14 protein-coding genes are annotated in these 12,460 nt (G+C 68.0%); 9 read left to right on the top strand and 5 right to left on the bottom strand.

The window, feature by feature from the left end; genetic code table 11:
* From JHC81_RS11380 to JHC81_RS11370, 3 genes are all read left to right on the top strand, one after another.
* Positions 1 to 378: DUF2336 domain-containing protein (locus tag JHC81_RS11380; protein ID WP_292174681.1), on the top strand; the 378-nt coding region annotated here is incomplete at its 5' end.
* A 47-nt stretch (positions 379 to 425) separates the two neighbouring features.
* Complete coding sequence (locus tag JHC81_RS11375) at positions 426 to 1,199, top strand: NAD kinase (protein WP_292174678.1); 774 nt, start codon at positions 426 to 428, stop codon at positions 1,197 to 1,199.
* A gap of 64 nt (positions 1,200 to 1,263) precedes the next feature.
* Positions 1,264 to 1,740, top strand: a complete 477-nt coding sequence (locus JHC81_RS11370; RefSeq protein WP_292174675.1) for an Hpt domain-containing protein — start codon at positions 1,264 to 1,266, stop codon at positions 1,738 to 1,740.
* 16 nt (positions 1,741 to 1,756) lie between these two features.
* Here the strand turns inward: JHC81_RS11370 and JHC81_RS11365 are convergent, their stop codons facing one another.
* Positions 1,757 to 2,899: a DUF2336 domain-containing protein gene (locus JHC81_RS11365; RefSeq protein ID WP_292174673.1), complete on the bottom strand. Its 1,143-nt coding sequence runs from the start codon at positions 2,897 to 2,899 to the stop codon at positions 1,757 to 1,759.
* 83 nt (positions 2,900 to 2,982) lie between these two features.
* A complete protein-coding gene (locus tag JHC81_RS11360; protein ID WP_292174669.1) occupies positions 2,983 to 3,789 on the bottom strand; it encodes a transglycosylase SLT domain-containing protein in 807 nt (268 codons plus the stop codon).
* 170 nt (positions 3,790 to 3,959) lie between these two features.
* Between JHC81_RS11360 and JHC81_RS11355 the strand changes: the two genes are divergently transcribed.
* Entirely contained in the window at positions 3,960 to 4,688 is a 729-nt protein-coding gene (locus JHC81_RS11355) for a TonB family protein (RefSeq protein WP_292174666.1), read from the top strand.
* Here JHC81_RS11355 and JHC81_RS11350 read toward each other — a convergent pair.
* Together JHC81_RS11350 and JHC81_RS11345 are read right to left on the bottom strand one after the other, a co-directional pair.
* Positions 4,685 to 5,695, bottom strand: a complete 1,011-nt coding sequence (locus JHC81_RS11350) for an FAD-dependent oxidoreductase (RefSeq protein ID WP_292174664.1) — start codon at positions 5,693 to 5,695, stop codon at positions 4,685 to 4,687. The two genes, JHC81_RS11355 and JHC81_RS11350, sit on opposite strands and share 4 nt — an antisense overlap.
* Positions 5,696 to 5,740: 45 nt before the next feature.
* Entirely contained in the window at positions 5,741 to 7,588 is a 1,848-nt protein-coding gene (locus tag JHC81_RS11345; RefSeq protein WP_292174661.1) for a phosphoenolpyruvate carboxykinase (GTP), read from the bottom strand.
* Between the two features lie 221 nt (positions 7,589 to 7,809).
* Between JHC81_RS11345 and JHC81_RS11340 the strand changes: the two genes are divergently transcribed.
* The 3 genes from JHC81_RS11340 (at position 7,810) to JHC81_RS11330 (ending at position 9,824) form a co-directional block, all read left to right on the top strand.
* Entirely contained in the window at positions 7,810 to 8,439 is a 630-nt protein-coding gene (locus tag JHC81_RS11340) for a DUF938 domain-containing protein (RefSeq protein ID WP_292174658.1), read from the top strand.
* Entirely contained in the window at positions 8,436 to 9,191 is a 756-nt protein-coding gene (locus JHC81_RS11335; RefSeq protein WP_292174656.1) for a pseudouridine synthase, read from the top strand. The genes JHC81_RS11340 and JHC81_RS11335 overlap by 4 nt, the downstream gene beginning before the upstream one ends.
* Before the next feature lie 66 nt (positions 9,192 to 9,257).
* Positions 9,258 to 9,824: an ATP-dependent Clp protease proteolytic subunit gene (locus JHC81_RS11330; protein ID WP_292174653.1), complete on the top strand. Its 567-nt coding sequence runs from the start codon at positions 9,258 to 9,260 to the stop codon at positions 9,822 to 9,824.
* Between the two features lie 23 nt (positions 9,825 to 9,847).
* On the opposite strand, the gene JHC81_RS11325 is transcribed toward JHC81_RS11330, so the two are convergent.
* Complete coding sequence (locus JHC81_RS11325; RefSeq protein WP_292174651.1) at positions 9,848 to 10,363, bottom strand: hypothetical protein; 516 nt, start codon at positions 10,361 to 10,363, stop codon at positions 9,848 to 9,850.
* Positions 10,364 to 10,583: 220 nt separating this feature from the next.
* On the opposite strand from JHC81_RS11325, the gene JHC81_RS11320 reads away from it, so the two are divergent.
* A complete protein-coding gene (locus JHC81_RS11320; RefSeq protein WP_292174649.1) occupies positions 10,584 to 11,249 on the top strand; it encodes a hypothetical protein in 666 nt (221 codons plus the stop codon).
* Between the two features lie 51 nt (positions 11,250 to 11,300).
* Positions 11,301 to 12,460 (top strand): biotin carboxylase N-terminal domain-containing protein (locus tag JHC81_RS11315; RefSeq protein WP_292174647.1); only part of this gene is annotated, 1,160 nt, incomplete at its 3' end.

The raw sequence follows: 12,460 nt of genomic DNA, 5'->3' as shown, positions 1-12,460 counted from the left end.
GCGCCCGACAGTCCTGAGCGTGACGAGATGGAACGCCGCCTGATCGACAAGCTGCACGCAGCGGGCCAGCTGAAGCCCGGCTATCTGGTGCGGGCCATCCGCGAAAAGCGTCTGGGCCTGTTCCTGCACGGCCTTGCCGCACTCAGTGGCCTGCCCGCAGCCGATATCCGCAAGGCCTTGGCCGACGGCAGTGCGGAGGCGCTGTATTACGCCTGCGCCGCCATCGGCATGGATCGGGCGGTCTTCCCCGCCATCCTGGCCGAAATCCGCCATCTGAACGACGGCATGCCCGCCGGCGATGGGGGTTCGGTCTGGCATCGCGGCCAACTGTCGCCGTCGTCCGCCTTGCGGTCGTTCCGCGTCCTGATCCCGGCCTGACGGTTTCAGCGTTTGACTTAAGTGCCCCGCTCGGCTTGCGTAGGATCGTGAGCCAGCCCGACCTCCAGATCGCCTTCACCGCCTCCGACCGTCCGGAGGCCCAGTCCGCCTGCGAGCGGCTGAAGGGGCTGTACGGCGGCGTCGATCCCGCCGTGGCCGACGTCATCGTGGCCCTGGGCGGCGACGGCTTCATGCTGGAAACCCTGCACACCAACCTGGAGCGCCGCACGCCCGTGTTTGGCATGAACAGGGGTTCGGTTGGCTTTCTGATGAACGACTATGAGGAATCGGGTCTGCGCGAACGACTGGCCATGGCCGGACGTGCCGTCATTCACCCGCTCCAGATGGACGCCTGGACCGAGGCCGGTCAGGTCCACAGCGGCCTGGCCATCAATGAGGTGTCCCTGCTGCGCCAGACCCGCCAGAGCGCGAAGCTGCGCATCAGCGTGGACGGTCGCGTCCGGCTGGACGAACTGGCCTGCGACGGCTGTCTGGTCGCCACGGCCGCAGGCTCGACCGCCTACAACCTGTCGGCCCACGGCCCGATCATTCCACTGGATGCACCCATCCTGGCCCTGACGCCGATCAGCGCCTTCCGGCCCCGGCGCTGGCGCGGGGCCCTGCTGCCGCACACGGCCAAGGTTCGCTTCGAGGTATTGGAGCCGGACAAGCGGCCGGTCAGCGCCACCGCCGACAGTTTCGAGGTTCGGCGCGTGGCGGCGGTCGAGGTGCGGGAGCGCCGCGACATCGCCCTGACCATGCTGTTCGATGCCGGCCGGTCCTTTGAAGAACGTGTCCTGGCGGAGCAATTCACCGCCTGACGGGCTGTGCACCGGTTCTTAAACCTGTCCGGCGACACTGAGACATCCTCCCAGGAGTTTCGACGTGTCCAACCCGGCCCAGATCTTCACCCCACCCAATACGCTGCGCATGAAGGTCGGCGGCGGATTCGGCGGCATCGACGCCGGTGCCATCGCCAAGGCCGAAGAGGCACTGAAGGCCATGTCGGCCCAGTTCGGCCAGTGGCTACAGGACGAGATCGTCAAGCTGGACGCGGCCCAGGCCGCCATCCGGACCCAGGGCCTGACCCAGGAAACGGCCGAGGGCCTTTATTTCCGCGCCCATGACCTCAAGGGACTGGGCTCGACCTATCAGTATCCGATCGTGACCCGCATGGCCGGCTCGCTGTGCAAGCTGCTGGACGATCCGGCAAAGCGGACCGAGGCCCCTATCGTCCTGCTGGACGCCCACATCGACGCCATCAAGGCGGTGGTCCGAGACGAAATCCAGACCGAAGAACACCCTGTCGGGCGCGAACTGGCGGAAACGCTGGAAGCGCGGGTGGCCGAGCTTCAGGTCTAGCCAGCGTCGGCGCGGCTCAGGCCGCCGCTGCACCCTTGGGCTGCACCACCGCCGGCGTCTGATCCAGCCGCTCCATTAGATAAGCCATGTCTTCGCGGGGCGCATGCGGGCGCTGGGTCAGATAGCGTTCCAGCATCTGCTGACGGAACAGGTCGCCTGAAGTGTCCACGCCCTCGGCCTGCAGGGTCCGCCACGTATCGACACCCGCCCGGAACGCCTGGAACAGGCGCGGCGGCAGGCCCGCGCGGTCGTAGATGGCCCTCAGCCCCAAGGGCCCGGCATCATGGATCATCAGGGCCGCCCGCGCATGGGGCGCACCGGCCAGCTCGGCTATGCCGTGTTCGAACAGGGCCATCTGACCCCGCGCCAGGGCCCTCAGCAGCAGTGACGCGGTCAGCACGCGCCGCGCGTTCAGCCCGGCGACGAAAGCGCCGAGGTCCGCCTGCCCGATCGCCTGATCGACCAGATCGATGGTGGCCCGCTCACGCGCGAAGTTCGCCAGGCGGATGGCTGTCTCGGGCGCTACGGCATGGCGGGCGATCAGATGCTCGCGCACGGCATCAGAGGCCAGTTCGACCAGGCGCTCGGTCACGCTGAGCGGCAGCACCTGACGATAGGCCAGGGCCGTGACGATTTCCGACGATCCGCTGAACCGGTCGACGCAGCGCCCCAGGGCCGCCTCGGCGATGTCGGCATTGTCGTTGGACGCCAGGGCCCGCACGGCTGGCTCGCTGCCCGTCTCGGCCAGCACATCGGCGACGTCGCGTCCGACGCGGGGTCGGGACGCCACCGCGACCTGACGCACGGACGATCCGGCCCGGACAATCTCGATCAGATCGTCGTCGGTAAAGGCGGGCGAGAAATGGATGATCGGCAGGGCCACGCTGTCGACATCGGCAGCCAGCCGCCGCGCCACATCGTGCGGAATCAGGTCCGAAGCCTTCAGCGTCACCGCCATCGCCCGACGCACGAGCTCAGCGGCATCCTCGGCCAGTAGTCGCAAGATCTTCTGGGCCGCCGCCCGTCCCTCGTCGTCCAGCTCGGCCTTGTCCATGCTGCGACACAGCTTGTGCGCGGCGGCGGCGCGTTCGTCCTCGTCCGTCGCCTTGATCAGGCGGCGAATGTCGACTTCGGTCAGGCGGGCGCGATAGGCGGTCATGGGATTGCGCTTTGCATGCAGGCGTTCGCGGCCAGCATCAACCCATTACAGTTAATACCGGTTTACCATCGCCGGATGGCCGATCAGGCGCGCTTGCCTTCCGGACTGAAGGCCCCGCCGAAGCCGGTGCCGGCCCCGCCCTGCCCGTCCTGCCCCAGCAGCAGGGCCAGCAGGCTCTGATCCTGCTTCAACCGGTCCAGCCGCGCTGCCAGCATCTGATCGCGCTCGGACAGGTCGGGCACCTTCTGCGTTGCGGTGACCGAGCCGGCGTCGGCGGCGGGCGCACCCGACCCGGCGGATCGCTGCAGATTGGCATGGACCTCGGCCACCGTCGTCGGGCGACCGCCGCGATAGAAGAGCGAGCGATTGGCGGCCGCTGCCTGCGGAAAGATCGAGGCCGCGCTGGCCCCCGGCCGCGTCGCCATGGCCTCCATAAGCTGCGCCGCGCCGGCTGGTCCCAGGAAGTGGGCCGCATACAGGTCGCCCGCCCCCGGCTCGCGCCCCGTGCGGCCGCGCAGATAGGCGGCGTTCTGGGCCGTCAGTTCCGCCGCCATGGTCGAGGCCGCCTGCGCATCGAACCGCAGATCCAGCACGACATTGCGCGCCGAGCCCTGCACCTTCCAGCGCCCATCGTTGCCGCGATAGATCAGGTCGGCATACTGGCCATAGCCGTGCTTGGCCCCGTGCTGCTTCACCGTGGCCAGCCAGGTCTGTTCGATGAACTGAAACAGGCCCGACGCCGTCGAGGTCGGGGCCTTCGCCGCCGGATTCATGGAGCTTTCGCGCCGCGCCGTGCGCAGCAGGAAGTCCGCGTCCACGCCGGTCGCGCTGGAGGCCCGGCGGATGGCCGCCTCCACACCGCCGGATGAGGGAATCGCTCCTACCGTCATGGGTACCAGGCTGGGGTTTCGTGGTTAATCAAACCCTAATGTGTCGCCCGCGCTCCACAGGCGAACATTGTTCGAGGCCCCGCGATCTTCGCCGTAAACTTGCCGCAAGGTCAGCGCTGCATTCGCTCGTGGGTTGCTGTGGGGACGGCGATAGGCAGGGAGTTACGGCCATGATGATCAGAACCGCGGGCGGCCCACACGGTGTCAGCCCCCTCGACTTCAACGAACGACGCAAGCCGGGTCTGTCCCGGACCAGCTGGATGGTGATCGGCGTCGTCGCCCTGGCCCACATCGGGGTCGGAGTGGCGCTCTATAACCAGCGCTTCGAGCTGCAGCTGGCACCGCTGGAAGACGGTCCGCTGACCATCGTCACGATGGAACCACTGCCGAAGACCGAGCCCATCAAGCCGGTGGAGCGCGAACCCATGCCCGCCGCGCCCAATCCTCGCGTGAACGAGACACCGATCCCGACACAGCCGACCGATGTGATCAATGTGCCTCGAACCGATGCGCCTCCCAGCGACAGCACGACTATCACTATCAACCGCCCTGTCGAAGAGCCTGTTCCGGATCAGCCCCCGGTCGCTCAACCTGAACCACCGGCGCTGATCACCCGCGCCAACTGGATACGTCAGCCGACACCGGAACAGATGGACCGCGCCTACCCGGACCGCGCCATTCAGCGCGGCGTGTCGGGATCGGCCTCGCTGAACTGTTTTGTCGAGGCCGGCGGGCGGGTGACCGACTGCCGCGTGACCAATGAGACGCCCGGTGGCTATGGCTTCGGACGGGCGGCGCAAAGCGTGTCGCGCTATTTCCAGATCAGCCCCCAGACGGTGAATGGCGCGGCCCAGGGGTCTCGCGTCGCCATGACCATCCGCTTCGCCGCACCTGACTAGTCGAAGCGGGCGGGGTCGAGGGCGGCGGCATCCGGCACGGCTGTCGCCCCCTCGATCCCATCGGCCACCACCCGCGCCACCAGCGGCCCCAGCAGCCAGCCGTTGCGGCGCGGGGCCAGGGCCAGATGCAATCCTTCGGCCTCTGTCGGACCCGCGAGTGGGAGGCCATCCGGCGTCGCGCCACGAATGCCGACTCGCACGCTGCCTTGGGTGCCTGGCTGCCCAAGCAAGGTCAGGCCCTGCGCCGTCTGGGTACCGGCGGCTTCGAGATCCGGGGCCAGGTCTCGTTCGTCAGGCTGCATCGTCGCCCCGATGACCACGCCACCGTGGGCTGGCGCGACATAGGCCCCTTCCGCCCGAATGACGGCGGGTGCGCTCAGCCCGGCAAAATAGCTCAACTGGCCCTTGATGGGCTGGATCGCCGCGATGCGAGCGCCGACCCCAGGCGGCAGACCTTCGATGGCCACCGCAGCTCCGGTCGCGACGACCACGGACGGCGTGAACCAGACACGGCCATCCCCCGCCTCGACCCGCCAGCGTCGGCTGTCGCCGCTGACCCGCGCCACCGTCGCCCGCACCACCGACACACCCGGCACACGCGCCAGAGCCGCCAGCCCAGGTCCGACATCGACGCGCCAGTCCTCCGGGGTGCGTACGCCGCCGTCGACAACTTCAGCCTCAAAGCCCAGCGCGGTCAGACGATCCAGGGCCGCCCCGGCATCGTCGCCCCGCCACTCAGCGCCCTCGCGCCGCAGCTTCAGCCCGTGAATCTCGGCAAAGGCAGGCCACAGATCCCGAGCGCGACGCAGCAGGGCCGCCCGTTCCGGCGTCGTCTCTTCCAGAAGGGATTCCATGGCCGGTGCGATCATCCCCGCCGCCACTGCGCTGGCATTGGGGCCGCCCGGATCGATCACGGTCACCGCATGGCCGCGCGCAGCCAGTTCCGCTGCCGAGCAGAGGCCCAGCACGCCGGCACCGATCACGATCACATCAGGGGAGGACGCCACCCGGACCAGATCGACCGGTCGTCGTCCTTTTGCAAGAGCGAAGCCCTATTCCGCCGCGATGGCCGCCGCCCGGTTCTGCTCGATCCGCGTCGTCAGGGCCTCGTGCTGCTGCCACAGGGCCTGGGGCAACCGGTCCCCGAACTGGGCGTAGAACTCTGGGATCAGCGCCGCTTCCTCGGCCCAGACCTCGGCATCGACATCCAGCAGGGTCGACAGATCGGCCTCGCTCAGCTCCAGACCCGACAGATCCAGGCTGGCGCGCGTCGGCACCCGCCCGACCGGCGTATCGACCGCCTCGGCCTCGCCATCCAGCCGCTCGGCGATCCACTTCAGGACGCGCGCATTGTCACCGAACCCGGGCCAGACGAACCGGCCCTCGTCGTCCTTGCGGAACCAGTTGACGAAATACAGGCGCGGCAGCTTGCCTGCCTCGGCCTTGCCGCCCATCGCCAGCCAGTGCGCGAAATAGTCGCCCATGTTGTAGCCGCAGAACGGCAGCATGGCGAAGGGATCGCGGCGCAGGGTGCCGATGGCGTTTTCCGCCGCTGCCGTGCCTTCCGAGGCCACGGTCGAGCCCATGAAGACCCCGTGCTCCCAGTCAAAGGCCTCGGTCACCAGCGGCACGGCGCTGGCCCGGCGGCCGCCGAACAGGATGGCGTCGATCGGCACGCCTTTCGGGTCTTCCCACTCCGGGGCGATGGTCGGGCACTGGCTGGCCGGAGCGGCAAAGCGGGCATTGGGGTGGGCCGCAGGCTCGCCGGAAGCCGGGTCGTGCGGCACACCCTTCCAGTTGGTCAGCCCCTCGGGCGCAGGCTTGGACAGCCCCTCCCACCAGACGTCGTTGTCTTGCGTCAGCGCCGTATTGGTGAAGACGGTGTTGGTCGCCATGGTCGCCAGGGCGTTGCCGTTGGTGTTGCGGCTGGTGCCCGGCGCGACGCCGAAGAAGCCGGCCTCGGGGTTCACGGCGTACAGGCGGCCGTCCTCGCCGAACCGCATCCAGGCGATGTCGTCGCCGATGGTCTCGGCGGTCCAGCCAGGGATGGTCGGCTGGAGCATGGCCAGGTTCGTCTTGCCACAGGCGCTGGGGAAGGCCGCGGCGACGTATTTGGCGCTGCCCTTCGGATCCGTCAGCTTCAGGATCAGCATATGTTCGGCCAGCCAGCCTTCGTCGCGGGCCATCACCGACGCGATGCGCAGGGCATAGCATTTCTTGCCCAGCAGGGCGTTGCCGCCATAGCCCGAGCCATAGGACCAGATCTCGCGCGTCTCCGGATAGTGGACGATCCACTTGTCCTCGTTGCACGGCCAGGCGACGTCAGGCTGACCTTCGGCCAGAGGCGCGCCCAGCGTATGCACGGCGGGCACGAAGACGCCGTCGGTGCCCAGCACGTCCAGCGCAGGCTGGCCCATGCGGGTCATGATACCCATGGAGACGGCGACATAGCCACTGTCGGTGATCTCGACGCCCAGGGCCGAGATGTGCGATCCCAGCGGCCCCATAGAGAAGGGCACCACATACATGGTGCGCCCGGCCATGCAGCCGTCGAACAGCCCCTGCATCCGCGTCCGCATCTCGACCGGATCGGCCCAGTTGTTGGTCGGTCCGGCATCGACCTGATTGGCCGAGCAGATGAAGGTCCGGCTCTCGACCCGGGCGACGTCCTTGGGATCGGAGGCGGCATAGTAGCAGCCAGGTCGTTTCGTCTGATCCAGTTCGCGCAGGGTGCCTTTTGCGATCAGGTCGGCGATGATGTCCGCCTTCTCGGCTTCCGAGCCGTCGCACCAGTGGACCCGATCTGGCTTGGTCAGGGCGGCGATCTGCTCGACCCAGGCGATCAGCCCGGCGTGCGCGGTCGGGGCCGGGTGGAGCCCGGGGATGGTGGATGTCGTCATGCCTACTCTCCTGAACGTCGTCGGCCCGGCGATCTGACGTCGCAGTGACCCCTCCCGATGCGCTTACGATCACGCATTGTTACGCGCGGAATGACACCTCCGGTGCCCCGGCGTCAACCGGCGCAAATTTCATTCCCTGATGAGCGTCGGCAGGCCCCTGCCCGGCATCTTTCCGGTCGCGGATCGGGGCCGGGCAGGCTATCGGAACGGCCATGCAGACGATGGACACACTCACCACCCTGCCCGATGGGGCCGCCGCCTCGCCGGCCGTGGCGCGGAACACCGGACCGATCCTGGAAGTACTGCGGGCCCATCTGCCCGCGCGGGGTCGGGTGCTGGAAGTCGCTGCCGGGTCCGGCGAGCACGCCGTGGCCTTCGCCCGCGCCCTGCCCGGTCTGACCTGGACGCCCAGCGATCCCTCGCCTGAGGCCCGCACCAGCATCGCCGCCTGGGCTGGAACTGCGGCCCTGCCGAATCTGGCCGCCGCGACGGCGCTGGACGTGCTGAACGACGCGACCTGGCCGACCGAAACAGTCCAGGCCGTGGTCTGCATCAACATGGTCCACATCAGCCCTTGGTCAGCGACGACGGGCCTGATGCGTCTGGCCGGTCAGAGCCTGATCCAGCCCGGCGGCCTGCTGGTGCTCTACGGCCCGTTCCTCGAAGCCGACGTGCCCCTCGCCCCATCCAACGCCGCTTTCGACGACAGCCTGAAGGCCCGCAACCCCGACTGGGGCCTGCGCGATCTGGACGCGGTGGTGGAGGCGGCGCGGACCGAGGGCCTGCGCCTGACCCTTCGGCGTGAGATGCCGGCCAACAATCTGATGCTGCTGTTTCGGCGGGTGCCATGAGCTTTTCGCGCACCTATGACGGCACCGAGCCCGTCCGCATCAACAAATGGCTGGGCCAGACCGGCGTCTGCTCGCGGCGCGAGGCCGATGCCCTCATCGCCGACGGCCTGGTCTCCATCGACGGCGCCGTCGTCACCGACGCGGGCCGCAAGCTGGAGCCCGGCCAGACCCTGACCCTGAACGAGCGGGCCACCGCCACCCTGGCCGAGGGCATCACCATCGTGATGAACAAGCCGGTCGGCTATGTCTCCGGCCAGCCGGAGCCGGACAAGATCCCGGCCGTCCGCCTGCTGACCGCCGCCAATCTGATCGGACCGGGCGAGGCCCCGCCCGAGGACATGTCCCTGCCCCCCATCGGTCGCCTGGACGAGGATTCGCGCGGCCTGCTGCTGCTGTCGTCGGACGGCGTGGTGGCCAAGGCGGTGATCGGCCCCCAATCCGATCTGGACAAGGAGTATCTGGTCCGCGTTCGCGGCGACGTGACCGAGAACAAGCTGAAGCTGCTGCGCTACGGCCTGCGCCTCGACGGTCGGCAACTGAAGCCTGCCCGGGTCAGTCGCATGGACACCTTCCGCCTGAAGTTCATCCTGCGCGAAGGCCGCAACCGCCAGATCCGGCGCATGTGCGAGCTTCTGGACCTGGAGGTCACCGACCTGATCCGCATCCGCATCGGCCCCCTGCGTCTGGACAATATGCCCGAGGGTCGCTGGCGCATGCTGACGCCCGAGGAGCGGTCGGCCCTCGTCGGATAGCGACGGCTGATCCCGGGGAACCGCCAAGACCGCACAGACTTATCGCCTCCGCCTGCGGAGACGATGATGACCGACACCCTGCCCCCCGAAACCTTCCAGTGGCCCGCCATCCTGCTGGCCGGCGACGTGGACTACAATCTGTATCAGCGGTTCCGCACCCAGCTGGTCGCCGCCCCGCGCGAGGGCATCGTCGTCACCGAATTGTCGACCCTGGGCGGCGATCCGGAGGTGGCGCGGATGATGGGCGAGGACATCCGCTTCCACTCCGACACCAACCCCGACTGCCGCTACGTCTTCCTGGGCAAGGCCACCGTCTATTCGGCGGGCGCGACCTTCATGAGCTTCTTCGCGCGCCAGAACCGCTATCTGACCCGCGGCACGCGCCTGATGATCCACGAGCGAAAGATGGACAAGTCCCTGCATGTCGTGGGACCTCTGACCAACTGCGTCGCCTCGGTGAAGGCGCTGCTGCACGAGCTGGAGCATTCCATCCGCATTCAGAACGAAGGCTTCGACGCCCTGGCGGTCGGCTCGTCGCTGACCGGCGACGACCTCAAGGCCCGTGCACCGGAGAACTGGTATCTGGAAGCGCAGGAGGCCAAGGATGTGGGCCTGATCGAAGGCGTGATCTGACGCCCCCGATAGCCCAGCTGCCCTCAGCCGACCTTGCCGGCGGCCGAGGCGACCGCCGCGATATCCTCCAGCGGCTGGATCGTCTGGCCGCTGACCATGATGGCCGGGGCCTCCGCCAGATCTTCGCGGGTCTGGTCCAGCGCCCGCAAGGTCGCCGACACGCCCTCGCCGAAGGCGAAAATGGGGGTGCCCTTGGCATTGGCGCGCAGGATGGCATCATTCAGGGCATTGACGCCCTCGGGATCAGCCGATCCGGCCGGAACGACCAGCGCCTTCAACGCCCCGCTGTCGATGTCGGATACCTGCGCCGTGGCCAGTACGCTGGTGCCGCCGACATTCATCCCGGCCTCGCCCACCGACATCGGGGCCAGCGACAGACCATTGGCTCTCAACACGGCCTCGGCGTCCGGCATGGGGCCGAAGGTCATGGCCCGGCGCATGGCCAGACCGACACGGGCGCGGATCGGTGCGGGCCGATAGCCATAGCGCGAACCGGGGTTGGAGCGGGGGGTAAACGGGGCTTTGCGTTGAGCGAACAAGGCGTCTCCTGGGCTGGTCCTAGGGTTACGACATCGACGGCCAAATAGACGACGACCACCCGTCGAGGACGCGGGCGGCAGTATGGCTGGATGTCTGGGAGCGATGGAGATGGGCACTTCCTCCAATGATTTCAAGGCCTGGCCCGCCGGCACACCTGCCAGCATGACAATTGCTTCCTTCTGGACCCGCCTTGCGTAAGGTGATCGCGGGAGGTCCGCCATGAACGCCATGAAGATCCTGCAGTCCGTCGAGGAACTGCTCTACGAGGTCATGTCGTGGCTGTTGTTCTACCCGCGCACCCTGGCGATGACGCTGCGCCATCCCCTGCGGACCATGCACTATTCGGACGCCGAACAGCGCGACAAGCCTGAGAAACAGTATCTGGAAACCCTCAGCCCGCCGCTGTTCCTCGTGCTCAGCATCCTGCTGGCCCACGGGCTGGAACTGCTGTTCGGCGTGCCTGTCACCGACGAGCCCAATCCGGTCAGCCGCTTCATCACCGCCAATGAGCAGAACCTGCTGGCCTTCCGCGCCCTGATGTTCAGCCTGCACCCCCTGGTCTTTGCCTGGGCGTTCCTCAAGTTGTCGGGTCACAAGGTCGATCGCGACAGCCTGCGCACCCCCTTCTTCGCCCAGTGCTATCTCGCGGGCGCGACCTCCATCCTGGTCAGTGTCGGCAGCCTGGGCGTCAACGATCCGCTGATCTGGACGACCCTGGCGGGCATGGCGATCGTGGCGGCCATCACCGTCTGGTATATCGCCATCCAGCGCCTCTGGCTGATGGCGATCCCCGGCATGGTCCAGTGGAAAGCCTGGGCCTGGGCCTTCGGCCTGTATCTGATCACCACAGGCCTGGTCGTCGCAGCCAATGCGCTGGTCGAATAGCTGAACGCGAGCCACCTTCTCCCGTCCCGACAGACCGGCTATGCAGCCTTCATGTTCACATCCGTCCTCGTCGCCAACCGTGGCGAAATCGCCTGTCGCGTCTTCCGGACCGCCCGCCGCATGGGCATCCGCACCATCGCCGTCTATTCCGAGGCCGACGCGAGGGCCCTGCATGTGCGCGAGGCGGACGAAGCGGTCCTGATCGGTCCGGCCCCGGCCCGCGAGAGCTATCTGGACGCCGCCAAGGTCCTGGCCGCCGCCAGGGCCACGGGGGCCGAGGCCATCCACCCCGGCTATGGCTTCCTGTCCGAGAACGCCGACTTCGCCGAGGCCGTCATGGCGGCCGGGCTGGTCTGGATCGGACCGCCGCCTGCCGCCATCCGCGCCATGGGCCTGAAGGACGCGGCGAAAAAGCTGATGATCGAGGCGGGCGTGCCCGTCACCCCGGGCTATCAGGGCGAAAACCAGGATGCCGACTTCCTGGCCGCCGAGGCCGCACGCATCGGCTATCCCGTCCTGATCAAGGCCGTGGCCGGCGGCGGCGGCAAGGGCATGCGCAAGGTCGACCGGGCCGAGGAGTTCGCCGACGCCCTGGCCAGCGCCCAGCGCGAGGGCCAGTCCTCCTTCGGCGATCCGCGCGTCCTGATCGAGAGCTACATCACCCGCCCGCGCCACATCGAGGTGCAGATCTTCGGCGACAGCCACGGCACCGTCGTCCACCTGCACGAACGCGACTGCTCCCTGCAACGCCGCCATCAGAAGGTGATCGAGGAGGCCCCCGCCCCCGGCATGGACCAGGCGACCCGCGACGCCGTCACCGCGGCCGCCGTCCGCGCCGCCCAGGCCGTCAACTATGAGGGTGCCGGCACGATCGAATTCATCGCCGACGCCTCTGACGGGCTGAAGGCCGACCGCATCTGGTTCATGGAGATGAACACCCGCCTTCAGGTCGAACACCCGGTCACCGAGGCCATCACCGGCGTCGACCTGGTCGAATGGCAGTTCCGCGTCGCTGCCAGCGAGCCCATCCCCCTGAAACAGGCCGACATCCCCCTGAACGGCTGGGCCATGGAGGCGCGGCTCTATGCGGAGGACCCCGCCAACGGCTTCCTGCCGAGCATCGGCAAGCTGGAGCATTTCGTCCTGCCCGACGACGTCCGCATCGACACCGGCGTCTATGAAGGCGGCGAGGTCAGCCAGTTCTACGATCC

Origin of the sequence: Brevundimonas sp. (assembly GCF_016463295.1) — a bacterium.
GTDB lineage: Bacteria > Pseudomonadota > Alphaproteobacteria > Caulobacterales > Caulobacteraceae > Brevundimonas.
The sequence above is the reverse complement of the archived record's forward strand: the minus strand, read 5'-3'. Positions and strand labels throughout refer to the sequence as shown.

Coding starts and splice junctions, on each gene's coding strand:
- JHC81_RS11365 (WP_292174673.1), bottom strand. CDS start 2,899: ATGACCGCCTATCGCGCCCGCCTGACCGAAGTCGACATTCGCCGCCTG.
- JHC81_RS11360 (WP_292174669.1), bottom strand. CDS start 3,789: ATGACGGTAGGAGCGATTCCCTCATCCGGCGGTGTGGAGGCGGCCATC.
- JHC81_RS11355 (WP_292174666.1), top strand. CDS start 3,960: ATGATGATCAGAACCGCGGGCGGCCCACACGGTGTCAGCCCCCTCGAC.
- JHC81_RS11345 (WP_292174661.1), bottom strand. CDS start 7,588: ATGACGACATCCACCATCCCCGGGCTCCACCCGGCCCCGACCGCGCAC.
- JHC81_RS11340 (WP_292174658.1), top strand. CDS start 7,810: ATGGACACACTCACCACCCTGCCCGATGGGGCCGCCGCCTCGCCGGCC.
- JHC81_RS11335 (WP_292174656.1), top strand. CDS start 8,436: ATGAGCTTTTCGCGCACCTATGACGGCACCGAGCCCGTCCGCATCAAC.
- JHC81_RS11330 (WP_292174653.1), top strand. CDS start 9,258: ATGACCGACACCCTGCCCCCCGAAACCTTCCAGTGGCCCGCCATCCTG.
- JHC81_RS11320 (WP_292174649.1), top strand. CDS start 10,584: ATGAACGCCATGAAGATCCTGCAGTCCGTCGAGGAACTGCTCTACGAG.